General features: G+C 71.6%; 20 protein-coding genes. 12 read left to right on the forward strand and 8 right to left on the reverse strand.

The genetic code is table 11. From position 1 onward, the window contains the following. Positions 1-140 precede the first annotated feature (140 nt). The 8 genes from AMK33_RS35830 to AMK33_RS35865 are packed head-to-tail and all read left to right on the forward strand — an operon-like array spanning position 141 to position 7,051. Positions 141-1,517, forward strand: a complete 1,377-nt coding sequence (locus AMK33_RS35830) for an MFS transporter (protein WP_073937207.1) — start codon at positions 141-143, stop codon at positions 1,515-1,517. A 54-nt stretch (positions 1,518-1,571) separates the two neighbouring features. After that, complete coding sequence (locus AMK33_RS35835; RefSeq protein ID WP_073937208.1) at positions 1,572-1,781, forward strand: hypothetical protein; 210 nt, start codon at positions 1,572-1,574, stop codon at positions 1,779-1,781. Positions 1,782-1,802: 21 nt separating this feature from the next. Beyond that, positions 1,803-2,618: a LamB/YcsF family protein gene (locus AMK33_RS35840; RefSeq protein ID WP_073937209.1), complete on the forward strand. Its 816-nt coding sequence runs from the start codon at positions 1,803-1,805 to the stop codon at positions 2,616-2,618. An 18-nt stretch (positions 2,619-2,636) separates the two neighbouring features. Then, entirely contained in the window at positions 2,637-3,374 is a 738-nt protein-coding gene (locus AMK33_RS35845) for a 5-oxoprolinase subunit B family protein (protein ID WP_073937210.1), read from the forward strand. Continuing rightward, on the forward strand, positions 3,371-4,393 hold the full coding sequence (locus AMK33_RS35850; protein ID WP_073937211.1) for a biotin-dependent carboxyltransferase family protein: 1,023 nt from the start codon (positions 3,371-3,373) through the stop codon (positions 4,391-4,393). Before AMK33_RS35845 ends, AMK33_RS35850 begins: the two co-directional genes overlap by 4 nt. A 49-nt stretch (positions 4,394-4,442) precedes the next feature. Then, positions 4,443-5,237 carry an SDR family oxidoreductase gene (locus AMK33_RS35855; RefSeq protein WP_073937212.1) on the forward strand — a complete coding sequence of 265 codons (795 nt, stop codon included), beginning with the start codon at positions 4,443-4,445 and terminating at the stop codon, positions 5,235-5,237. A gap of 36 nt (positions 5,238-5,273) precedes the next feature. Then, positions 5,274-6,443, forward strand: coding sequence for a pyridoxal phosphate-dependent aminotransferase (locus AMK33_RS35860; RefSeq protein WP_073937213.1), 1,170 nt, complete (start codon positions 5,274-5,276; stop codon positions 6,441-6,443). Between the two features lie 32 nt (positions 6,444-6,475). Then, positions 6,476-7,051, forward strand: a complete 576-nt coding sequence (locus tag AMK33_RS35865; RefSeq protein WP_073937214.1) for a TetR/AcrR family transcriptional regulator — start codon at positions 6,476-6,478, stop codon at positions 7,049-7,051. A 46-nt stretch (positions 7,052-7,097) separates the two neighbouring features. On the opposite strand, the gene AMK33_RS35870 is transcribed toward AMK33_RS35865, so the two are convergent. The 3 genes from AMK33_RS35870 to AMK33_RS35880 all read right to left on the reverse strand — a co-directional run bounded on the left by AMK33_RS35870 (position 7,098) and on the right by AMK33_RS35880 (position 10,720). After that, complete coding sequence (locus AMK33_RS35870; protein WP_079195091.1) at positions 7,098-7,559, reverse strand: nuclear transport factor 2 family protein; 462 nt, start codon at positions 7,557-7,559, stop codon at positions 7,098-7,100. 67 nt (positions 7,560-7,626) lie between these two features. Then, a complete protein-coding gene (locus AMK33_RS35875; protein ID WP_073937215.1) occupies positions 7,627-9,390 on the reverse strand; it encodes a glycoside hydrolase family 3 protein in 1,764 nt (587 codons plus the stop codon). Positions 9,391-9,427: 37 nt separating this feature from the next. Beyond that, positions 9,428-10,720, reverse strand: a complete 1,293-nt coding sequence (locus AMK33_RS35880) for an MFS transporter (RefSeq protein ID WP_107425321.1) — start codon at positions 10,718-10,720, stop codon at positions 9,428-9,430. A gap of 131 nt (positions 10,721-10,851) precedes the next feature. Here AMK33_RS35880 and AMK33_RS35885 point away from each other — a divergent pair, with 131 nt between their 5' ends. Further along, the gene (locus AMK33_RS35885; RefSeq protein ID WP_158075157.1) at positions 10,852-11,532 is read left to right on the forward strand and encodes a TetR/AcrR family transcriptional regulator; all 681 of its coding nucleotides are present in this window, start codon (positions 10,852-10,854) and stop codon (positions 11,530-11,532) included. Positions 11,533-12,010: 478 nt separating this feature from the next. Here the strand turns inward: AMK33_RS35885 and AMK33_RS35890 are convergent, their stop codons facing one another. From AMK33_RS35890 to AMK33_RS35900, 3 genes are all read right to left on the reverse strand, one after another. Beyond that, positions 12,011-13,459 carry a DHA2 family efflux MFS transporter permease subunit gene (locus AMK33_RS35890; RefSeq protein ID WP_073937216.1) on the reverse strand — a complete coding sequence of 483 codons (1,449 nt, stop codon included), beginning with the start codon at positions 13,457-13,459 and terminating at the stop codon, positions 12,011-12,013. A 116-nt stretch (positions 13,460-13,575) separates the two neighbouring features. After that, on the reverse strand, positions 13,576-14,469 hold the full coding sequence (locus AMK33_RS35895) for an alpha/beta hydrolase (protein WP_073937217.1): 894 nt from the start codon (positions 14,467-14,469) through the stop codon (positions 13,576-13,578). A gap of 42 nt (positions 14,470-14,511) precedes the next feature. Continuing rightward, positions 14,512-15,735, reverse strand: coding sequence for an FAD-dependent oxidoreductase (locus tag AMK33_RS35900; RefSeq protein ID WP_073937218.1), 1,224 nt, complete (start codon positions 15,733-15,735; stop codon positions 14,512-14,514). 195 nt (positions 15,736-15,930) lie between these two features. Here AMK33_RS35900 and AMK33_RS35905 point away from each other — a divergent pair, with 195 nt between their 5' ends. Continuing rightward, on the forward strand, positions 15,931-16,830 hold the full coding sequence (locus AMK33_RS35905) for a LysR family transcriptional regulator (RefSeq protein WP_073937219.1): 900 nt from the start codon (positions 15,931-15,933) through the stop codon (positions 16,828-16,830). Positions 16,831-16,949: 119 nt separating this feature from the next. Further along, positions 16,950-17,549, forward strand: coding sequence for a TetR/AcrR family transcriptional regulator (locus tag AMK33_RS35910; protein ID WP_235618293.1), 600 nt, complete (start codon positions 16,950-16,952; stop codon positions 17,547-17,549). Positions 17,550-17,567: 18 nt separating this feature from the next. Here AMK33_RS35910 and AMK33_RS35915 read toward each other — a convergent pair whose 3' ends face one another. Further along, complete coding sequence (locus AMK33_RS35915) at positions 17,568-17,849, reverse strand: hypothetical protein (RefSeq protein ID WP_143203892.1); 282 nt, start codon at positions 17,847-17,849, stop codon at positions 17,568-17,570. A 481-nt stretch (positions 17,850-18,330) separates the two neighbouring features. On the opposite strand from AMK33_RS35915, the gene AMK33_RS35920 reads away from it, so the two are divergent. After that, the gene (locus AMK33_RS35920) at positions 18,331-19,875 is read left to right on the forward strand and encodes an MFS transporter (RefSeq protein ID WP_107425322.1); all 1,545 of its coding nucleotides are present in this window, start codon (positions 18,331-18,333) and stop codon (positions 19,873-19,875) included. Between the two features lie 75 nt (positions 19,876-19,950). Here the strand turns inward: AMK33_RS35920 and AMK33_RS35925 are convergent, their stop codons facing one another. Further along, complete coding sequence (locus AMK33_RS35925) at positions 19,951-23,424, reverse strand: glycosyl hydrolase (protein WP_158075158.1); 3,474 nt, start codon at positions 23,422-23,424, stop codon at positions 19,951-19,953. Positions 23,425-23,510 lie beyond the last annotated feature (86 nt).

A 23,510-nucleotide genomic window follows, 5' to 3' on the forward strand; every position in this document is an offset into this window, starting at 1 on the left:
GCATGCCGGCAGCCCCGGAACACGTCACTCCCTCTCCCGGGGTTCCCCTCTTCGCTCCCCGCCCGCACCGGGGCGAACAGGCGTACCCCGACGCCGTCAGGACACCGCGCAGGGGTCCGCGACACCGAAAGTGAACGCGTATGACAACGTCAGATCGGCTCGGCACCACCTCAGATCGTCACGAAGCAGCGTCGGACACCACCGACGCCGCAGCCGTCGACGTCGTCTCCCCCCATGACAAGGTCGTCCGCAAGGCCACGGTCGCCGGCGCGATCGGTTCCTTCGTCGAGTGGTACGACTACGGCATCTACGGCCTGCTGGTCACCTACCTCGCCCTCACCATCATGGGCGAGGGAGACGCGGGCAGCCTCTTCCTCACCAACGTCGGCTTCCTCGTCAGCTTCGTCGCGCGGCCGTTCGGCAGCGTCATCTGCGGCTACATCGGGGACCGGATCGGCCGCAAGAGCCTGCTCGCCGCCCTGCTGATACTCATCTCGGCCTCGACCGCGGCCATCGGCCTGATCCCGTCATCCAACGTCATCGGCATCGCCGCGCCCATTCTGCTGGTCCTGCTGAGGGTGCTTCAGGGCTTCTCCGCGGGCGGCGAGGTGGCCGGGGCGATGTCCTTCGTCGGCGAGTACGCGCCGGACCACCGCCGCAACTACATGATGAGCTTCATCGCGGTCGGATCGTTCGTCGCCCTCATGGTCGGCAGCGTCCTGTCCGCCCTGCTCATCACGGTGCTCGGTGACGACGCGATGACCTCCTGGGCCTGGCGGGTGCCTTTCCTGCTCGCCGTCCCGCTCGGCTACGTGGGCTTCTACATCCGCCGCCGGCTGGAGGAGACCCCCCACTTCGAGGCGCTGCGCGAGCAGAACACCGTCGCGCGCAACCCGCTGCGCGAGGCGCTCGGCTCGCCCCGGCACCTCAGGGCGATCGTGCTGACCATCTTCCTGCCCGCGCTCAACGGCCCCGGCTACTACCTGCTGTTCGTCTACATGCCGACCTACCTCAAGACCTCGCTCGGCGAGAACAACTTCTCGATGCTGCGGGCGCTCCTGGTCACCGCGGTCAGCCTGGTCGCCATCGCCCTCTGCATCCCGCTGATGGCCCGTCTGTCGGACCGGATCGGACGCAAGCCCGTCCTCGCCGGCTCCGCGATCGCCATGGCCGCCGTCTCCTACCCGATGTTCGAGCTCATCACCACGGGCCGGATCGAGCTCGCCTGCGTCGGCACCGTCGTCCTGGCCGTCGCCTTCTCCGGCCACGCCGCGGTCATCCACACGGTCCTCGCCGAGATGTTCCCGACCACGGTGCGCTACTCCGCCTACAGCATCGGGTTCAGTCTCTCGACCATCATCTTCGGCGGCAGCGCCCCGCTGGTGATGACCGAGCTGATCGAGTCGACCGGGTCCCAGCTGGTGCCCGCGTTCGCCGCCATCGTCACCGCACTGATCACCCTGGTGAGCCTGGTCTTCGTCCGCGAGACCAAGGGCCGGCCGCTCGCCGCCCGCTGAGCCACCGCCCACCGGCTGTCAGCGGCCGGAACACCACCCCCGAAGGGAGCCGTCATGAGACCCGTCCGCGCGCCCGGCGGCGACGCCCACGATCCGCACCGCCCGCGGGCCGCGGACGCGGTCCGCAGGAACCGGGCCGTCGCCGAGTACGTCGAGCGCGGCCTGGAACGGGGCGAGCATCCCGTCACCCTCGTCCCGCCCGCGGCCTCCCTCCGGAGGGCGCCCTCCGCCACCCGATCACACACCGAACACGCCGAACCGTAGAACCCGCACCAGGAGAACCACATGGGCATCAACTCCGTAGCCGTCGTCGCCGACCTCGGCGAGAGCTTCGGCAACTACACCATCGGGGACGACGAGGCCCTGCTCGGCCTCGTCACCTCCTCCAACATCGCCTGCGGTTTCCACGCCGGCGACCCGCGCATCATGGACCGGACCGTCGCCCAGTGCGTCGAGCGCGGCATCGAGCTGGGCGCCCACCCGGGCTACCCCGACCTCGTGGGCTTCGGCCGCCGCCTGATCGAGGCGACCGAGGAGGAGATCCGCACCGACGTGCTCTACCAGCTCGGCGCGCTCGACGGTTTCGCCCGGGTGCACGGCGGCACCATCAGCCACGTCGCGCCGCACGGACGCATGGGTTCGATCGCGCAGACCGACGCCAAGCACGCCCGCGCCATCACCGACGCCATCGCCGCGTACAACAAGGACTACATCGTCATCTGCCAGCGCGGCCTGCTCGCCGAGGAGTCGCGCAAGCGCGGCCTGGAGGTCGGCTACGTCTTCCTGGCCGACCGCGGCTACGGCGACGACGGCATGCCGGTGCCGCGCTCGCACGAGGGCGGCCTCATCCACGACCCGCAGCTCATCGGTGAGCGTGCCAGGCAGGTCGTGCGCGAGGGCACGGTCCGTTCCGTCAACGGCAACGTGGTCCCGCTCGGGCACGACGCCGACATCCTGCTGCTGCACGGCGACCACCCCACCGTGCTGGAGAACGGCACCGCGCTGCGCGCCGCACTGGACGCCGAGGGCATCCGCGTCACCGGTCTGCGGGACGTCCTGGCGGAGAAGGCACGGAAGGCGGAGTCCGCACCGGCCCACTGAGGCCGGGCGCACCAGGCGATGACCACAGCACCGTACGGCGCCGTCACCGTCGAGCCCTTCGGGGACTCGGCGGTCATGGTGACCATCCCCCACCCCGAGCAGACGATCCGCAGGGCCGCGATCGTCGCCTTCCGGGACCGGTTCCTGGCCCACCGGCCGCCCGGCGTCCTCGACGTCGTCTCCGGCCTGGAGTCACTGCTCGTCGAGTTCGACCCGTTGCGGACGGCCCTGCCGCACGTGGAGTACGCCGCCCGTCTGGTCGCGGAGTGGGCGCCCGCGCCCACCACGGGCGCGGGCGGCGCGCGGGAGGCGCGCACCTTCGAGATCCCGGTCGTCTTCGACGACGAGGCCGGTCCCGACCTGGCGTCGGTGGCACGGGAACTGGACCGCTCCCCCGCCGGGGTCGTCGAGGCCATCGCGGACTCCACGTTCACCATCTCGCTGCTGGGCGCGGCGATGGCGCCCATGATGGATGGGCTGAAAGTGCCCCGGCCGGTCCGCCGGCGCGCCGAACCGCGTACCGACGTCGTCCCCGGATCGGTGATGATCGCGGGCACCAACGCCATCATCCAGCCGTTCCCCGGACCCACCGGGTGGCGGGTCGTCGGCCGCACCCCGCACACCATCGTCGACATCACCCGCCCGGAACCCGTCTCGTTCGCCCCCGGTGACGTCGTGCGCTTCCTCCCGGTGTCCCGGGCCGAGGCGGACGGGCTGGACGCCGGTTTCCTGCTGCCGGTGGAGGACCGCGCATGACGACCGTGGGACTCGACATCACGCACACCGGCTGGGTCACGACGTTCCAGGACCTCGGGCGGCTCGGTTCCGAGCAGCTCGGCGTGCCCACGGGCGGCGCGGCCGACCAGCACGCGGCGGTCGTCGCCAACCTGCTCGCGGGCAACCCCGCGCACGCGACGCTCCTGGAGAGCCTCGGCGGCGAACTGGCCCTGGTGCCGGACGCCGACGTGCTCCTGGCGGTGACCGGTGCCCCGGCCGAGGTGACGGTGACCGGGATGCCCGCGGACACCTGGACGCCCCTGGTGGTGCCGGCCGGGCAGGAGATCCGCGTCCGCCCGGACACCGGCCGCGGGATGCGCACCTACCTGGCGGTCAACGGCACGCTCGCCGCGAAACGGCTGCTGGGCAGCGCCGCGCCGGACGCCCGGATGGGCTTCAAGCAGACCGTGTCACGGGGTGACCGGTTGCTGCTGGAGACGGAGTTCCGGGGCTTTTCCCGCCGGCCGTTCGAGCCGTCGCTGTTCCGGCTCCCCGTGCCCGTGCCGCGCTTCGACGAGGACATCTGGACCGTCGACGTCGTCGCGAGCCACGGCATCCACGACATCCCCGGCGTCCGGGAGCTGATCGAGGACTCGGTGTACACCGTCACCCCCCGCTCCGACCACGTGGGGCTCCGGCTCGACGGACCGGTGCTGCACCCGGACGGCGACGCCGAGATCGTGTCGCACGGGGTGCCCGTGGGGGCGCTGCAGATCCCGCACGCGGACGAACTCATCGTCCTCGGCCGCTACCGGAGCCTGACGGCGGGCTACCCGATCGTCGGTGTCGCCTCGCGAGCCTGCCTGCCCCTGCTCGGACAGGCGGGACCGGGACGCCGACTGCGTTTCCGGTGGACCGACCGGGAGACCTCGGTGCACCGGTCCGCGCAGCGTGCGGCCGAGGTGCGGACACTGGCGCACGCGGCCGCCGGGGCGTTCGCCGCTCTCGGCTTCTCAGCGCCCTTGTCGCGCACAAATCGAGAAGATATTCTCAATTGAAAATATCGTCTCACTTCATCATGCTCAGACCGATCAAGGAGGTGGCCCGGTGACGACGACGGCCAAGACCGCGCTCATCACGGGCGCAGGCAGCGGAATGGGCCTGGAGACCGCACGACTGCTGGCCCGGGACGGCATCCGCGTCGTCCTGCTCGGCCGCCGGCAGCAGGCCCTCGACGAGGTCGCGGAAACCATCCGCGCCGAGGGCGGCACGGCTCTGGCCCTCGCCGCCGACATCACCCGTGCCGAGGACGTCACGCGCGTACTGGAGCGGATCCGCGCCGAGTTCGGCCCCGTCGACATCCTGGTGAACAACGCGGGCAGCTCCTCCTCGGTACTCAACCCGCAGTGGCTGCCGCACGAGGAGTGGCGCCAGGTGCTCGACGTCAACCTCACGGCCGTCTTCCAGCTCACCCAGGCCGTCCTGCCGGACATGCTCGGACGCGGCGCCGGAACCATCGTGACCGTCTCCTCGCTCGCCGCCGTCAACCCCAACCTGCTCGGCGGAGCGGCCTACGGCGCGGCCAAGGCCGGCGCCCGCAACTTCATGACGTTCCTGCACAACACCTTCCGCAACCAGGGGCTGCGCGCGATCACCGTGCTGCCCGGCGAGGCGGACACCCCGATCCTCGACAACCGGGCCCGCCCGCCGGCCCCCGAGGAGCGCCTGAACATGGTGCAGCCGGTGGACGTGGCCGAGGCGATCCGCCTCGCCGTCACCCTCCCTCAGCGGGTCGTGCTCCAGGAGATGGTCGTCGCCCCCACCCGGCAGCGCGACACCTCCGGCGACCTGGAGGTCAGCCGCTGGGCCGGCGCTCCCGCCGACGCCCGGTCCCAGCTCTGAAGTCCCGTCACCGCGACCACCACCAGGAGACTCCCGATGTCCCCCGCCCTCGCCGCCCCGTCCCCCGTGTTCACCCCGGCCGACGCGGTCGCCCGGATCGCCGCCGCCTCCCGCCGCACCCAGCAGCCGCAGTCCCGCGGCGACCTCGTCTCCCTCGCCATGGGCGAGCCCGACTTCGACACCCCCGAGGCGGTGACCGAGGCCGCCCTGCGCGCGCTGCACGCCGGCCGCACGCACTACTCGCCGCTGCTCGGCGAGGCCGCCCTGCGCGAGGCGCTCGCCGAGCGGCTGACCGCGCTGGCCGGGACGCCGGCGAGCGCCGGGGACATCCTGATCACCCAGGGCGGCACCGCCGGTCTCGCAGCCTCGATCCTCGCCGTCGTCAACCCCGGTGACCGGGTCGTCGTCCCGGACCCCACCTACTCCCTCTACGCCGACCTGGTCAGCATGGCCGGCGGCGTCGTCGTGCCCGTACCGCTCGCGCCGGACCTGCACTGGGACCTGGACCGGCTGGCCGACGCCCTCGTGGACGCCCGGCTCTTCGTCTTCTGCAACCCCAGCAACCCCACCGGCATCGTGCACAGCCGGGAGGAACTCGAGGCGCTCGCCGAGTTGCTCGACGGCACCTCGACGATCGTCATCTCCGACGAGGCCTACTCCGCCCTGGACTTCACCGGCCGCCCCTTCACCTCCGCGGTCTCGCTCAACGGTCTGCGCGAGCGCACCGTGTACTGCCAGACCTTCTCCAAGAGCTACGCGATGACCGGCTGGCGCGTGGGGTACCTCTGGGGTCCGACGGAGCTCATCCGGGCCTCGGCACGCGTCCACAACACGTTCAACGGCTCCGTCAACACCTTCATCCAGGACGCGGCGCTGGTCGCGGTGGAGCGCTGTGAGGCGGACGTGGAGCGGATGCGCGCGGCGTACCTCCAGCGGCGCGACATCATGCGCGACGCGCTGGCGGAGATCCCCGGTCTGACGCTCAGTTCGCCGGAGGGTGCGTTCTACCAGTTCCCGCGCTACGACCTGGACCTGCCGTCCGTGGAGGTCGTCGCCGCCCTGCGCGAACACGGCGTGGCCGTCCGGCCCGGCAGCGAGTTCGGCGCCTGTGGCGAGGGGCACCTGCGCCTGTCGTACGCTGCCAGCCCGCAGTCCATCACCGAGGGCGTCCGCCGACTCGCCCTGGGCTTCGCCGCCTTGCGATGACCGCCGCCCCCGACGCGAGGAGAAGTCGCCCCATGCGCAGTGACACCGAGCGCAACCGCAGGCACCTCATCAAGGCCGCCGCGCTCCTGTTCGAGAACTCCCCGGAGCCGGTCAGCCTGGCGGAGATCGCCAAGCACGCCGAGGTGTCCACCGCGACCGCCTACCGCCACTTCTCCTCCGTCGAGGAGGTGCTGCACGCGTTCCGCGCCCAAGTGGGCGAGGAACTGAGGGAGTTCAGTGCCCGGCAGACCGTACGGGGCATGGCCAGGCTCGAAGCCGTGTCCCGGTACTGGGTGTCCCTGGTGCTGGAGCACGGTGGCGCGATGGCCCAGATGCGGTCGCACCGCGGCTACCTCGAACGGCTGAGGGAGAACACCGGCTATCTCGTCCCGCAGGCCGAGGCGCTCGCCGAACCGCTGCGGCAGACCACCGAGGAACTCGGCCTGGGCGACCTCGGCGACGAGGCCCTGTACCTGTGGAACGCGCTGTTCGACCCGCGCGACATCCTCGACCTCATCAACAGCGGGCGCGGCGAGGAGGAGGCGGCCACCCGTCTTCTGGCGGCCCTGCGCGGCGCCCTGATCGGCTGGTCCACCCAGCGACTCTGAACGACGGGGACCGCCGCCGCGTGGACCGCCGTCACGGACGCCGCGGTCAGTGGATGAGGGGCTCGCCCGACAGGTAGCGGATCTCCAGGGTGACGTGGGCGAACCGCCAGCCCTCCGGGGTGCGGCGGAGCCGGCAGCGGTACCAGCCGGCTCCGTCGGCGTGGCGGTAGGGGTCGTCGGCGTCCAGGACGTGTGCGGCCACCAGGTAGGAGCGGGTGGTGGCGGTGTCCCCGTCGACGGTGACGGCGTGGTTGGTGCTGAGGTGGTGGGTGCCCGCGTACCGGCCGAGGCTGCCGGCGACGAACTCGGCCATGCCCGCCCGTCCGGTGTGGGAGATCCCCGGGGCGATGGCGAGGACGCCGTCCTCGGCGTAGTTGGCGGCGTATCCCTCCCAGTCCTTGTCGTCCAGGGCGCGGGCGAAGTCGATCAGCAGATCGCTGATCGCGGCGCGGTCGACCAGCCACTGGAGCTGTTCGGCGGGGCTGGTCGGGGGGTTGACCGGTGACATGTGTGCTTCTTCCTGTACTGCCGGCGGACGCGGTCCGCCGGTCGGTGGGTGGGTGGGAGCGGGGAACTCAGTGTTGCCGGTGCTCCGGCCCGAATTCCCCGTGTCCGAAGGGGAACAGGGGATCGGCGCTCTCCTGTGGGACGTCGGGCCGGCCGGACTCCACCTCCCGCATCGAGCGCGGGAGCTGGAAGGGGAGCCGTCCCTCGGGGCGGGCCCGGCCGAAGACCACGTCGAGGAGGGCGGTGTCCGCCGCGCCGTAGACGGCGAGCAGCGCGGCGCTGCGGTCGGCGATCTCCGGGATGACGGCGGGCCGTTCCAGGTGGATGGCGACGACGGTGGGGACGGTGTCGAGCAGGGTGAGGATCTCCTTGAGCCGTTCGTCGGGGAAGTCCAGCCGGCCGGCGTGGAAGAAGGACTCGAAGAGGCCCGGCCGGGGCTCGTAGGGGGTGCCCAGGCGCAGCAGGGCCAGGTCGGCGTCGGCCGGATCCGTGACGACCTCGCCGTACGGTGCGCAGGCCGCCGGGTCCACTCCCTCGACGTACAGACGGGGACGGCCGGCCAACGGCGTCGGGCCCGGCTTGAGGACGGTGACCGAGCGGCGCTGGGCGGCGGCGCCGGCGGCGCGGAAGTCGGCGCGGCCGACGGTCTCCTCCGCGAGATCGGGATCGACGTACCGGCGTTCGTCGAACAGGCCGAGGCGGAACTTCTCGGTGAGCAGCCGGCGGACGGAGGCGTCGACGCGGGACTCCGCGAGCCGCCCGGAACGTACGAGGTCGACGACCAGTCCGGGGCAGTGTTCGCCGCCGAACTGGTCGACGCCGGCGTGCAGTGCCTTCAGGACGCGTTCCGACGGGCTGAGGTGCTCCACGCCCCAGGCCCGCGCGGGGTGCGGTTCGCCCATGATCGGATGGTCGTTGACGATCGCCCAGTCGGTGCAGACGATACCGTCGAAGCCGAGCCGTTCCCGCAGCAGGCCGGTGACGACGTCGCGGTTGAAGCCGAAGGCGACCTCCTCGTACGGGGTGCCGACCGGCTTGCCGTAGTACGGCATCATCTGGGTGGCGCCCGCGGCGACGGCCGCCTCGAACGGCCGCAGGTGGTAGTCGAAGCGTCCGCCCGGATAGACCTGCTCCTGCCCGTAGGGGAAGTGCGGGTCCTCGCCGTCCTTCTGCGGTCCGCCGCCGGGGAAGTGCTTGACCATGGCCGCGACGCTGTCGGGGCCCAGGGTGTCGCCCGGCCCGCGCAGGCCCTCGATGTAGGCGGCGCCCAGGCGTGCGGTGAGGTCGGCGTCCTCGCCGAACGTGCCGGAGATCCGGGACCAGCGCGGCTCGGTGGCCAGGTCGAGCTGGGGGTGGAGGGCTACGCGCAGGCCGACGGCGAGGTACTCGCGGCGCACGGTGTCCGCGTGGCGGCGGACGAGGTCGGGGTCGCCGACGGCCGCCAGGCCCAGGGTCTCGGGCCACTGGGAGAAGGGGCCGGAGCGCATCGCGGTGCCCGGGTTGTCGGTGAAGGAGTGACGCGGGTCGGTGGAGAGCGTCACCGGGATGCCGAGCCGGGTGTCCTCGGCGAGTTCCTGGAGGCGGTTGTGCCACTGGGCCATCTCGCGGGGCCCGGCCGCGCCGAGCACGTTGAAGTGGTTCATGGCGAGTTCGCCGATCATCGCCCGGGCCGGGGCCGCCGGGGCCTCGGCCGGGTCGTCGACGAGCGAGCCGTCGGGGTGCAGGGTGACCATGGTCTGGAAGAGCAGGCCGGCCTTCTCCTGAAGGGTCATCCGGGCCAGCAGGTCCTCGACCCGCTCCCGTACGGGCAGTTGACTGTCGCGGTAGCGCATGTGGGGTTCGTTCCTCCGTGTGTGGGGGGCGGGCGTCTCAGCGGACCGCGCGGACGAAGTGGATGGCGAAGGCGCCCGCCAGGGCGCAGGCGGAGCCGAACAGGTACAGCGCGCCGTAGTTGGTCCCGGCGGCGCTGCCGATGCCGAGGAAGACGGGGGCGACGGCGGGGATCAGCGACTGCGGCAGGGTGTTGCCGATGTTGAGCACCCCGAGGTCCTTGGCCGCCTGGGCGCGGTCGGGCAGCACACCGATGGCGAGGGCCGTGTCCACGGCCATGTAGGAGCCGAGGCCGAGGCTGAAGACGGCGACCGCGACGCAGAAGGAGGCGGTGGTGTCCGCGTACGCGGTGAGCGCCAGCCCGACGACCGAGATCAGCGCCGCGGCGAAGACGAAGACCTTGCGGCGGCCGGTGCGGTCGGACAGCCAGCCGCCGGCCAGCGAGCCGACGACGGTGCCCGCCATGGTGACCACCGCGGCGACGGCGACGGTCGACGAGGCCTCGGAGACGCTCTGGCCCAGCCGGTCCAGGGCGAAGTAGAACTGGTAGCCCGTCATCGTCGAGATGCCGCAGAACATCAGGAAGCGTCCGCAGAAGTTCCACGCGAAGTCGGGGTGCCGGCGGGGCGAGACCCAGAAGGACCGCAGGAACTCGCCCGGGCGGAAGGGCGGCAGGGCAGCCCGGTCGGCCGGGGCGTCGTCCCGCATGAGCCACACCAGCGCCGACACACCTGCCAGGCCGAGCAGGCCGGGCACCAGGAACAGCAGCACGGTGTGGTGCAGCAGCGGCTGGGCGAGGACTGTGCCGAGGACCATGGCGACGTACAGCGTCATCCCCACCGCGCCCGAGACGCGGCCCTGGAGGTGGTCGGGGACGCGGTCGGGGATGGTGGCGAGCAGGGCGGCGTAGACGGCGTTGGCGCCGAGCTGGGTGACGGCCCAGCCCACCGTCAGCGTGCCCAGGCCCGTGGCCGTGCCGCACAGGAGGGTGCCGAGGGCGGTGACCAGGGCGCCGGCCAGCAGCCACGGGCGGCGGCGCCCGAAGCGGGAGGTGGTGCGGTCCGACAGCGCGCCGAACAGCGGGTTGGCGATCAGCGCGAGGACCGCGCCGACGGCCAGGACGCGGCTCAGGGAGGCCGTCTTGTGCTGCGGGTCCAGCTCGCTCACCCGCAGGGACAGCGAGACGAGGATCGGAGTGAAGACCGCCGCGAAGGACAGGCACTGGGCGGTGATCAGTCCGGCGATGAACCCTCGGGACGGAACAGGGGGGCGGAAGGCGTCGGTCCCGGCTGCGGTGGCAGCCGGTCTGCCGACGGTGTCCTGGTCGTTCATGGCACGCTCCAGCGGCTCTGGCCCAGCACGACGGCGGGCGGGTGCGTGAACAGTAGAATAAAAACTGAATGCGTCCAATACTTTTATGGAGCGTCCCAGGTCACACTCGACGGATCGTTACGCTGGTGCGGATGAAGACCAGATCGGAAGCGGCCGTGGCGCAGGAACCGACCGACCGGCCGAAACGGCGGCGGCGGTCCACGGGAACGTATGCGGCGGCCGACGCCCGACGGACGGCGATCCTCGACGCGGCCACCGCCGGCTTCGCCCGAGGGGGCTACCTCAACTCGTCCCTCGCCAGGATCGCCGCCGACGCCGGGACGTCGGCGACCGTGGTCCTGCACCACTTCGGCAGCAAGGAGAAGCTGTTGATGGCGGTGCTCGAAGCCCGCGAGGAACGCAACTACCTCAAGGTGCACGGGTCCGTGCCGCACGACGACGTCCGCGAGCAGTTCCGTGCCGTCCTGGCGCTGGCCACGCACAACCTCACCGAACCGGGCCTCATCGAACTCTTCGCGAAGCTCTCCGTCGAGGCGACGGACCCCGCCCACCCGGCCCACGCCTTCTTCACCACCCGCTACGAGGGGGCCGCCCGCGCCCTGGCCACGGGCCTGCGCGGGGCGCTCGCCGCCGGCCGGCTCAGGCCCGGGACCGATCCCGACCAGGTGGCCCGTGAGGTCCTCGCCGTCTCCGACGGCCTCCAGGTGCAGTGGGCCCTCTCCCAGGGCCGCCTCGACTTCGTCGCCGACTACCGCGCCTACCTCGACCGGCTCGCCCGGTCCCTGACGACGGACGGCCGCGGGCTGGACTGACCTCCGCCGACGGGCCGCCGCGAGCCGTCCGGCAGCAGGAAGGACAGGCGCTCGCCGGCGTGTCCCGGGGTGGCCGGCCCCCGCGGGAACGGTCCGCCCAGGTCGGTGCCGGCCCGCGGTGGGCGAAGGAACGACGCCCGGCCGCCGAGACCAGGAGCGGGGCCCCGGTGTCGCGGCTGAGCTGGACGGCGCCGGGGAGGAAGTCGGCGTGCGGATACGCGTCCGCGGCGAACGCGACGGGCAGGCCCCTCCGCTCGGCCGCCACGCGCAGGGCACTCGGGTCTCGGCCGGCCTCCACGGCCAGGGCGCGTCCGTCACCGAGGTCGAGCAGGTGGGCGCCGTCGCCGGGCCACTCGTCGTGGGCCCGGTGGAGGCAGCGAACGATGCCGGACTCGCCCGTCCTCCCGGTGGTCTTCACCTACACGGATACGACCGTTCGAACGGGCGGGCCGGCACGTGTCCGGAAGGAGACGGCCCGTCAGGCGCCGGCTGCCGACTCGACGGGCTCGGCACGGGAGTCGGGCTCGTCGGAGGCGGGGTTCCGGCGGGCGTGGAGGGTGATCCAGACGGTGATCGCCAGCAGTGCCGCCGCACTGCACGCGGCGACGGCGAAGGCACCGTGGACGCCGCGGACGGTCACCTCGTCGCCGTGGGTCGACATACTCTGCATGACCGCGATGAGCCCGGCCGCGCCGGCGGCGCCGAAGAGCTGCTGGGTGGTGCTGAAGGTCGCGCCGGCGTCGGGCTGGTGCTCCCGGGAGACGGAGCCGAGGGCGAGGGCCATCAGCGGGGTGAACAGGCCCGCGAATCCGATGTGCAGGGCGATGAACGCGGCGGAGAAGGCGACCAGGCCCGCGGATTCGGGGATCCGGGTGAAGGCGACGGTGGCGGCGAGCACGACGCAGGAAGCGGGCAGGATGACCCTCGGTGCGCCGTAGCGGTCGTGGAGTCGGCCGGTCACCGGCGACAGGATCGCGATCATGGCACCGCCGGGGAGCATGGCGAGTCCGGTGGCAGCTGTGCTGACGCCGAGGACGTTCTGCATGAGCAGGGGGACGATGCTGACGGTGGCGAACAGGATGACGCTGGTGGCCGCGATCGCGGCGATGGCCGTGGTGAAGCCGGTGGAGCGGAAGGTGCGCAGGTCGAGGTAGGCGCGGCCGGTGCGGGCGGTTCGCAGTTGCCGCAGTACGAAGGCGGCCAGGACGAGGAGGCCGGCGGCCAGGCAGGGGATCGCGGCCGTCACGTCGGTCTCGATGAGGCTGAGGCCGAGGACGATGCCGCCGAAGGCGGGCACTGACAGGGCGACGGACCACCAGTCGATCGGGACGGGCTCGTGTTCCGCTTGCGGGGGCAGGGAGCGCAGGCCGAGCAGGAGGATGAGCAGGGCGACGCCGAGCGCGATCCAGAACACGCCGTGCCAGCCGACCAGGCTGAGGCCGAAGCCGGAGGTGGCGGGACCGAGGGCCGGGGCGGCGCCGACGACGACGGTGGCGGTGCCCATGACGGTGCCCCGTCGCTCGGGCGGCACCATGGAGGCGACGGTGGCCATCAGTACCGGCATCATGACCGCGGCGCCGCACGCCTGGACGACGCGGGCGGTGACCAGCAGGGCGAAGGTGTGCGACAGCGCGGCCATCAGGGCACCGACACTGAACAGGACCATGGCGATGACGAACAGCCGCCGGGCGCCCATGCGGCGCAGCAGGAAACCGCTGGCGGGGATGGCGGTCGCCATGGTCAGCATGTAAGCGCTGGTGGCCCACTGGGCGGTGTTGGCGCTGACGTCCAGGTCGCGCATGATCGACGGGACGGCGACGTTGAGGATCGTCTCGTTGAGCACGACGAGGAACGCACCGCCGACCAGCGGCAGCAGCACCTTCCTCAGCTCCGCCGGCGTGGGAGCCGGCTGGGCGGGGTGGGACACGTCCTGGGGGTCCTCTCGGCGGGTCGATCGCCCGGCGGCCGATGGACACACGGGCGGGACCGCACGCCCGGCCGGGTACGGACCGGGCGTGCGGCGGTGGGGATTCCGGTGCGGTCCTACTCGGCGAGAGTCTCGGCCATCCACTTCGCGCAGCGGGTGATGATCTCGCCGAAGTGGTTCGAGAGGATCTCGTAGTGCTGGCCGGGGTACTCGATGAGCTCCTTCGGCTCGGGGATGCGCTCGAACATCTCCCTCGCCTCCTCCACCGGAGCCACGGTGTCCTCGCTGGCGAGGATCATCAGCGTGGGCTGGGTGATGCGCTCGGCGTAGGCGCGGACCTCCATCTCGAAGAGGTGGTCCAGGGTCGAGACGGTGATGGCGTTCTTGAAGCTCGGCAGGTTGTGGATCATGTTCTCGACGAACTCCAGGCCCTCCTCGTCGCTGAACATGACCGGGTCGCCGGGCGCGGGCTCCCCGTGCAGCCGGATGGTCCTGGCCGGCTCGCCCTTCGCCCGGGCCCGACGGTCGACGGGGATCAGCGCCTCCAGCTCCGCGAGGGTGTCGGCGGGCTGGAGCCCCCGGGCGCTCCAGCCGCTGACCGGCGGGATGATCGCGGAGACGGCCTTGACGCGGGTGTCGGTGGCGGCGACGAACATCGAGTTGGCGCCGCCGATGCTCACGCCCCACAGACCGATGCGGTCGCCGTCGATGTCCTCGCGCAGGGTCAGGTGGGTGATCACGTGCCGCAGGTCGCGGCACTGCTGCCAGGGGTCGAACATCTGGCGGGGCTCGCCGCCGCTGTATCCGGTGCAGCGGTGGTCGTACGCCAGACAGGCCAGGCCCTGCTCGGCGAAGCCCCGAGCCTGGAACTTCATCGACTCGGCCGGTCCGCCGAGGCCACCCTGGAGGATGACGACGGGCAGCGGGCCCTCGGCGTCGTCGGGGCGGGTCAGCCAGCCGCGCAGGGTGATGCCGTCAACGGTGAACTCGATGTCCTCGACCACGGGCATGGTGCTCTCCAAGAGTACGTGTGTGCGGGGGTTGCGGAAGGGTCAGCGGCCTGCGACGGGAACGTCGTCCGGCAGGAAGTCGGCCTGGTCGAAGGAGCGCGGGTCGGCCGAGGCGCGGAAGACCGGCCAGACCTCGGCGCGCATGCCCTCCTCGTAGGCGGCGATCTCCCTCAGCAGGTCACCGCCGCCGTTGGCCGCGCGGTCCAGGGCTCCGGCCAGGGAGGCCGCGTCGCGCAGGGCGGTGTTGGCGCCGGAGCCGAAGGAGGGCGGCATCGCGTGGATGGCGTCGCCGAGGAAGGTGACGCGGCCGGTCTCCCAGGTGTCGACGGGCTCCAGGCGGCGTACCGACATGGGCGCGAGGGTGGAGGGGTCGGCGCGCTCGACCAGTTCGGCCACGGCGGGGTGCCAGTCGCGGACGGCCTCGCGCATCACGGGGTGCAGTTCCTCGGGGCCTGCGCTCCACAGGTCGGGGATGCCGGCGAGGTAGGGGCTGCCCTCCTGGAAGCCGCAGTGGACCATCATGTACGGCTCGACGTGGTCGATGTCCGCGTCCGGGGCGAGTTCCGCGACGGCTTCGGCGACGGGCCGGCGGGGCTGCCAGGCACCGAAGGAGAAGTTCACCCCGTCCGCGGAACTGGCCAGCACGAAGCCGTCGAACAGGGCCTCGGGCAGGGTGGCGACCAGGTCGTCGGTGAGCGGGACGCAGGCCGCGATGGAGCGCATGCCGGTGTCGAACGTGGGGATCTGCGGCAGCCGTTGACGGCGTACCGGGGAGTGGAGTCCGTCCGCGGCGATCAGCACGTCACCGGTGGCGGAGGTGTCGTCGGCGAAGAGCAGGCGGACCTTGTCGCCGTCCTCCTCGTAGCCGGTGACCGTGTGGCCGAAGTGGACGATGTCCTCCAGGCCCGTGTGCATGATCTGGCGCAGCGTGCGCCGGTTGACCGCGGTGTGCGGGCGGTCGGGGTCGTTCGGCGGTCCGATGTGCGGGCGCGCGCCCAGCTCCTCGCACCGGCTGTCCAGCATGACGAACACCTCGCGGCGCGGTTTGATCCGCGAGGTCTGCATGTACAGCTCGTACAGGTTCTCCGGGAGGCACTCCTCGAGGGCCCCGCCACCGGTGGCGTTCATGTGCAGCCGGTATCCGGTACGCACGATGCCGGGGGCCGCCTCATAGACGGCGCAGCTTATTCCGGCCTTCTTCAATCCTTGCGCCAGACAGAGGCCCCCTATTCCTCCGCCGGCAATGAGAACGTGAAACGACGACATCGGCGTCCCTGCCCTTCTGGAGCTTTCCACGCGTCGACACGGCAGGCGATACGCCCTACCGAAAACGCGGAGTCCGATGCGGCTACGACCCTGGACTCGCGGTGCTCTAGTCTTGCCGGGCCGAATTCCATCAGGGAAGCCAAATTCGCTGATGTCCGTTATAGATGAAGCTGATGCCCTACGAAGGGGTGGGACGTGAGCCCGGACCTCAACCTGCTCGTCTCCATGGACGCCCTGCTGCAGGAACGCAGCGTGACGCGCGCCGCCCGACGCCTCGGGCTCAGCCAGCCGAGTCTGAGCGCCGCCCTGGCCCGCCTGCGCCGGCACTTCGACGACGAACTCCTGACCCGCGTGGGCAACTCCTACGAGCTGACCGCCCTGGGCGAGCGTCTCGCCGAGCAGACCTCACTCGCGCTGAGCTGGACGGACCGGGTGTTCCAGACCCGTGCCGACTTCGATCCGGAGGAGTCGGAGCACGAGTTCACCCTGGTCGTGGCGGACTGCCACCTGCCGGTCTTCGGCCGGGTCCTGGCCGATCTGGTCCAGCGGCAGGCCCCGAACGTACGCCTGACGTTTCACCACAGCACGGCCCAGTTCGTGCACCGGGCCTCCGAATCCCTGCGTGCCGTGGACGCGATCGTGCTGCCGCAGGGTGTCCTGGTGAACATGCCCATGCTGCAGCTCTACCGGGACCGCTGGGTCTGCGTGGTCTCCTCCGACACCGCCGACCGGCCGCTGGACCGGGAGGAACTGTCCAGCCGTCCCTGGGTCTTCGCCTATCAGCACCCGTTCTCGGCGCTCTCCACGATGCCGCGCCTGGCCCAGGAGGGCGTGCGCATACGGTCCTCGGTCACCACGGAGGACTTCCTGTCCGTGCCCCACCTGGTACGGGGCAGCGACCGCATCGGTCTGGTGCCGGAGCGCGTCGCCCGGCTGCACCCCGCCGGCCAGGGCGTGGCCATCGCCGACCTGCCCTTCGAGCTGGGTGACCTGCTGGAGTCCCTGTGGTGGCACCCCGCCCACGAGCGCGACCCCGCCCACTCCTGGCTGCGCGAGATGGCCTCGCAGGCGGGACGCATCGTGGAACGGTCCTGAGCCCCGCACCGTCCGCGACTCGACGCGCCCATGGACGGCACTCGATGAAACACTTGCGTTTCATCGAGTGCCGTCCTAGTTTGCGTACGGGACCGTTTCAATTCATTCAGGAGGTGTCTGTGGCTGCGGACGAGGCCGCCACCCCCGTCAAACGGCCGCGGGTCACCGCGGAGCGCGAGCGGGAGGTGCTGGCCGCCACCCTCCAGGCACTCAGCGACACCGGCTACGAAGCCCTGTCCATGGAGGACGTGGCCGCGCGCGCCCACTGCAGCAAGGCGACGCTCTACCGGCTCTGGCACAACAAGGCCGGTCTGGTCTCCGCGGCGATCCGCAGCAGCGGTCCGGTGCGCCCCGCAGAGGTGGACACCGGCAGCCTGCGGGGCGACCTGATCACGGTGGCCGAGCGCCTGGCCCAGCACGCGACGGAGGACAGCCGGCTCTACGCGGCCCTGAGCCACGCCATCCTCACCGACGACGAACTGGCCTCCGCCGTGCAGACGGCACTGTTCCGGCCGGACACCGAGCACGTCATGCGGTTCATCGACCGGGCGGTCGAGCGCGGGGAGCTGACCCACCGGCCCGCTGCGGCCGACTTCCTGCCGCAGACCATGAGGAGCCTGGCCATGAGCCGCCCCGCGCTCGACGGAACCCTGCTCGACTCGGACTACCTCGCCCGGTTCATCGACGACTGGGTGATGCCGGCCCTGCTGCACACCTGACCGGCGCCCAGCTCCTTTTCAGACGGCCACGGCCGCCGCCGACCTCCCTCGCACGCCGCGCAGCACCAGGAGGGCGACGCACGCGGCGCCCACACCGAGGGTCGTCAGCGCGAACGCGGATTTCCAGTCCCACTTCACGCCCATACCAGTCCCGTGACGATCAGCGCCGTCCAGCAGCCGGGCGGCCAGGCCCACCTCACGGAAGCGGGCACCGGTCGCCGGGTGGGGTGGCACCATCCGCATCAGCAGGGCCGTACCGGCGATCAGCCCGGCCGGCAGGGCCGCCGTCAGGGCGCTCATCACGATCACCGCGGCGCGAAGGCCAAGGAGAACCACTCCTCGTGGGACGCGGACAGATCGGCCAGATTTTCCGCTTCCATCTTTCCGCCGGAAACCACACAGACGACCAACAGCAGACCGGACAGATTCCACGCGAACAGAGACAGCTCCTTTCGCGCTCTTCCGACTTCGGGCAGTGGGGAGTACGCCCACGCGGGATCGACAGTCACAACGAACCCTTCGTCGTGGGAAAAGGCACCGGGCGGCAGTGTAAATCCGCCGACGGAATGGGCGTCAATACGTCGACGCGGGCCTTCTTCCGCCCACTGAATTTCGAAAAGGGAAGAAAAAGCGTTCCGGGAGAACCGCGCGAGCCGCCTTCGCCCGCCCCACCGGGCCGGTCCCGGCAGCCGCCCGGAGAGAGACCGGGCGACCGGGGATGGAACGTTTGCGTTTCATCCTTGGCCCCACCTATGCTGGATGAAACGCCTCCGTTTCATCCATGCGCCAGGCCGGACCGGGCCGACGCACACCTTCGACTCCTCAGGAGCACTCCGTGTCGCAGTCCACTGCAACCCGGGCACCCGCCCAGGCGGGCGCGCGCCCGGCCGACCACCGCTGGTGGGTCCTGGCGTTCGTCGGCATCGCGCAGCTCATGGTGGTGCTCGACGCGACCATCGTGAACATCGCGCTGCCCACCGCCCAGGCCGACCTGGGCTTCTCGGACGGCGCCCGGCAGTGGGTGATCACCGCCTACTCGCTCGCCTTCGGCAGCCTGCTGCTCCTCGGCGGACGCATAGCCGACCTCTTCGGCCGCAAGATCACCTTCCTCATCGGTCTCGTCGGCTTCGCCGTCGCCTCCGCCATCGGCGGCGCGGCCCCCAGCCTCGAACTCCTGGTGGCCGCCCGCGCGCTCCAGGGCCTCTTCGGCGCCCTGCTCGCCCCCGCCGCGCTCTCCCTGCTCACCACCACGTTCACCGACCCCAAGGACCGCGCCAAGGCGTTCAGCGTCTTCGGGGCCATCGCGGGAGCCGGCGGCGCGATCGGTCTGCTGCTCGGCGGACTCCTCACCGAGTACCTCACCTGGCGCTGGACGCTCTACGTCAACGTCGCCTTCGCCGTCGTGGCTTTCATCGGCGCCTTCATGCTGCTCAAGCACGACGGACGCAACCGCGACGTCGCCCTCGACGTACCCGGCACCGTCCTGGTCTCCGCCGGCCTGTTCAGCCTCGTCTACGGCTTCTCCAACGCCGAGTCGCACAGCTGGACGTCCACGCGGACCTGGGGCTTCCTGGCGGCGGGCGCGGTACTGCTCGCCGTGTTCGCCTGGTGGCAGACCCGGGCGGCCCACCCGCTGCTTCCCCTGCGCGTCCTCGCGGACCGCAACCGCGGCGCGTCCTTCGTCTCGGTGCTGCTCATCGGCGCCGCGATGTTCGGGGTGTTCCTGTTCCTGACCTACTACATGCAGATCGTCATGGGCTTCACGCCCGTCAGGACCGGTCTGGCGTTCCTGCCGATGGTCGGCGCGATGATGACCGGCACCATCCTCGCCACCAACTTCCTCGTGCCCAGGATCGGCCCCAAGCCCGTCGTACCGGCCGGCATGGCCGTCGGCGCCCTCGGCCTGCTGTGGATGACCACCCTCGGCGTCGACAGCTCCTACGCCACGCACGTCCTGCCGCAACTCGTCGTCACCGGCTTCGGCATGGGCCTCATCATGGCCACCGCCATGAACCTCGCGGTCTCCGGTGTCGCCCACCACGACGCCGGCGTCGCCTCCGCCGGGGTCAACACCATGCAGCAGGTGGGCGGTTCCATCGGCACCGCCCTGCTGACCACGATCGCCTCCAGCGCCTCGGCCGACTACCTGGCCTCCCATCCGGGCGGCACCCCGGCCGTGACGGCGCAGGCGTCCGTGGAGAGCTACTCGGCCACCTACGCCTGGACAGCCGCCATCTTCGCCGTCGGGCTCGTGGCGACCGTACTGCTCTACAAGCGCGGTGCGCCCCGGTACGACGAGTCGGCGGCGTCCGCCGTCCACATGTAGGCGCAGGCCCGCAGGACGTCGTACGGGTGCCCGGTCGATGCGACCGGGCACCCGTGTCCGTGTCTCAGCCGGCCGTCACTCCACCACCTCGACCCGGACGGGCCCGACCAGACCGGCGGGCTCCGGCGGAGTGGTCGCCTTCAGGTCCCACAACTGTCCCACGAAGGTGGTGACCGGGGTCTTCGTCTCCGGCTGCATGTCCCCGATCATGCGGTTGTACCAGCTGTTGGTGACCTCTATCTCGATCTTGTTCGCCCCGGTCCGGAGGGCGTCGGTGACATCGACCCGGTACGGCGCGCACCACACGGTCCCCGCGTCGGCCCCGTTCACCTTCACCCTCGCGATGTCGTGCACCTCGCCGAGGTCCAGCCACACGCGTCCACCGCCCTCACGGCCGGGAGCCCGGTACGTCTTGGTGTACGTGGCCGTGCCCGAGAAGTAGCGCACCCCCGCCTCCTGATGCTCCGACAGGTCCTGGAGGAAGCCCAGCTCGATGGAGGCGGGCGCCCCGCGGTCCGGCTGGAAGGCGACCGTCCAGCCGCCCTCCACCACGCCGATGACCCGGCCGGTGGCGGCCTTGGCGGTGCCCTTGCCCGGGGTGCCGTGCGCGACGACCACGAAGCGTGAGTCGGAGGGGCCGAGGTCGAGGGAGAGGACGGTGCGGCCGCGTTCGGTCCGGAAGGTCGCCGGGGCGACGCCGCCGGTGACCGGGTCCCACAGTTCGACCGCCTTGCCGGTCGCCCGCAGCTTCACGTCGAGCGTGGTCCGTACGGCCCGCCGGTTGACGACGTAGTACACGTCCGCGCCGTCGGTCCTGCGGTGGATCCAGCCCAGCGGGTCGTCGGCGTCGAAGGCGTAGTCCCAGTCCTTGGCGACCCCGAGGCTCGACAGCGCCTCCTCGGCCCGTACGTCCCCGAACACCCGCCCCGCGCCGACCACCCGGTCCCGCTCGCCCTCCTCGCCCCACAGCCGCCGCACCAGCGCACGGAACTCCTCGTCGCTGTCGGCCAGGCTCGGGCTGGCCACCGGCCGCGTCCCGGCGACCGCGGCACCGGCTTCCACCAGCGCGGCGATCTTCCGGAGCACCCGCACGGTCATGCGCTCCGACGCGCCCCCGAGGTACAGCAGCCCGTAGGACATGCCGGTGCGGGTGACGAGCCGGCCGTCCTTGACCGAGAGCCGGTTGAGCAGCACGTCCGCGTTGACGTAGTCGAAGTCGTGGCCCAGCGGGACGTCCGGCTGGCGCCGGCTGGGGCCCCAGAGCGCCGGGGCCGGGGCTTCCTGTCCGTAGAAGTAGGCGACGTCCTTGACCGCCTTGCCCTGCGCGAGGACGTACGAGCAGCGGGCGAGGTACGTCGTGAACGGCTTCGCCCGGTCCGCCCAGGTCTCGTTGCGGCTGAAGAACCAGCCGATGCCGCCGAGGGTGACGCCCGGCCCGTCGTCCTGGGGCTGGTGGGCCGAGGTGTGGATCATGAACCGGTTGACGCCGGAGAGCAGGATCTGGTCGGCCGTCGGCTTGAGGTCGCCCGGCATCAGGTTGCGCGCGCCGAAGGTGAACGCCTCGCAGGCGACGAAGTCGCGGCCGTAGACGTTGGCGACGCTGGCCGCGCCCCGCATGTCGACGAGGTAGCGCTCCCCCAGGCGGTCGCCGGGCGCGCAGGGGTTGCCGCTGGCGCCCATCGGGACGTCGGCGTGGCGCCGGATGTCCATGTCGTCGGCGGTGATCGCGCGGCTGCTCTCCTGGGCCTCGGCGTAGGTGAGCTTCAGGCCGCGTTCACGGGCGACCTCGTGGACGACGCGGTAGTGGTTCTCGGTGAGCAGTTCGCCGATGGTCTGCCGCCAGTCCCACAGGAAGCGGTCCGACTCGGCGGGGCCGCCGACCGTCGTGCCCGTGAGCGCGGGCAGGTAGGGGCCGGCGTCGTAGCCGCGCCGGGTGCGGAACTCCTTGAGGATGTCGTCGGTCCAGTTCTGGGGCCCGGCCTCGTAGCTGTCGTTGAGCAGGGCGGTCAGGCCGCGGGCGCCGATGGCGTTCTTACCGGTCGCCTTCTGCAGGCTGTCCAGGTAGGTGGTGAGGTACGCCCGGACGCGCCCGGCGTCGAGCTTGTCGACCTCCAAGCCGGTGGCCGCCTCGGTGGTGGGGCCGTTCTGGTGGCCGGTGAGTCCGGCGCCGAGCCGGACGACGACCCAGGTGCCGCGCGGCGCCTTCCAGCGCAGCCGACCCTCGTCGTCCATCGCCTTGGTCAGGTCGATCACCTGTGAGGTCGCGACGGCCTTCGCGGAGCCCTCCTCGGGGGTGTCGATCCGGTAGTAGTCCGGCGCCTGGACGAAGCCCGCCTTGGCCTCGAAGCGGTGGACGGTCGGCGCCGTGCGCAGGACGAGGGAGCGCAGTGGGACCGGCTCCGCGCCGGTGGGCTGCGGCAGGTAGTACGGCACTTCGGCCGGGGTGCCCGGTGCCTTGAAGACGACCTTGAAGTAGCGGGCCTCGGTGCGCGGCAGGAACAGGGTGCGCTGCTCGTCCTTGCAGATGCCCTCGGCCACCTGGCGGTACGTCCGGTCGTCCTTGCTCGCCCAGACCTCGACGACCGTGCCGAACTCGGTGACGTCCTGCAGCGCCGCCGAGGTCCCGGCGGCGATGCCCAGACCGGTGACGGTGACGGCACGGGGGAACTCGATCCGGACCCAGGTCGGTTCGTCCGCCGTGGGCGGGGCGAGGTTGGTGACGTCCTTCAGGGAGCCGCTGGACAGCTTCGCGCTGTCGAGCTTCACGCCCCGGCTGCCGCCGCTCACCACGGGCGCGGTCGCGGACGCCTTCGTGGCGGAGGCGTACATACGCGGTTCCAGCTCGCGCTGGGGCCGGGCTCCGTCGGCCACCCGGTAGGCGAAGACGCACGCGTCCTTGTAGTAGCGGACGTCCGCCTCTCCCGGGTGGTCCTGGAACGGCCCGGCGACGTCCGTCGGCCTCGGCAGGGTCACCCGGAGGGTGCGGCCGCCGTCGACCCACGTCTCGGACCAGACCACCTTCTTCATGCCGTCCTCGGCGGCGACCCAGGGCCCACCGGTCTCCGACCATCCCGGCGAGGCGGCCACCCCGGCCTCCAGGCCCAGGTCGGCGGCGCGCTCCATCGCGAACTTGAAGGCGTCGCGCCACTCGGCGGACTGGTAGGTGACCGGCGGGTCGACGATCTGCTTCAGCCCGAAGCCGCCGTCGAAGTTCACCAGTCCGCCGACGCCCGCGTCACGGAACCACTCCAGGTCCTTGGCGATCCCCGCCTTGGAGATGTTGCCGTCCATCCAGTGCCACCACACGCGCGGCAGCGCCTCGGCGGGCGGCTTTCTGAAGCCTTTCAACAGGCCGGAGTCCGCGAGGGCCGACGAGGTGTCCGCCGCCCGGAGGGTGCCCAGGTGGGACAGGTCCGGCGGTGTGCCCCCGGCAGCGGCGGCGGCCTCCGCGGCCCCGGCGGTGCCGGTGGAGCCGATGAGCCCTCCGCTCGTGCCCAGGGCGGCAGCGCCGGCCGCCTTCTTGAGGAAGTTCCTGCGGTTCGTCGGCACGGTGACTCTCCATCGGGTCATCGGGATCGCGGCCAGTTCCAAGGGGACACGCGTAATGAAACGTTTCAATACCTGTGTGTCCTGCG

The sequence above is a fragment of the Streptomyces sp. CB02400 genome (genome assembly GCF_001905725.1).
Lineage (GTDB): Bacteria > Actinomycetota > Actinomycetes > Streptomycetales > Streptomycetaceae > Streptomyces > Streptomyces atrovirens.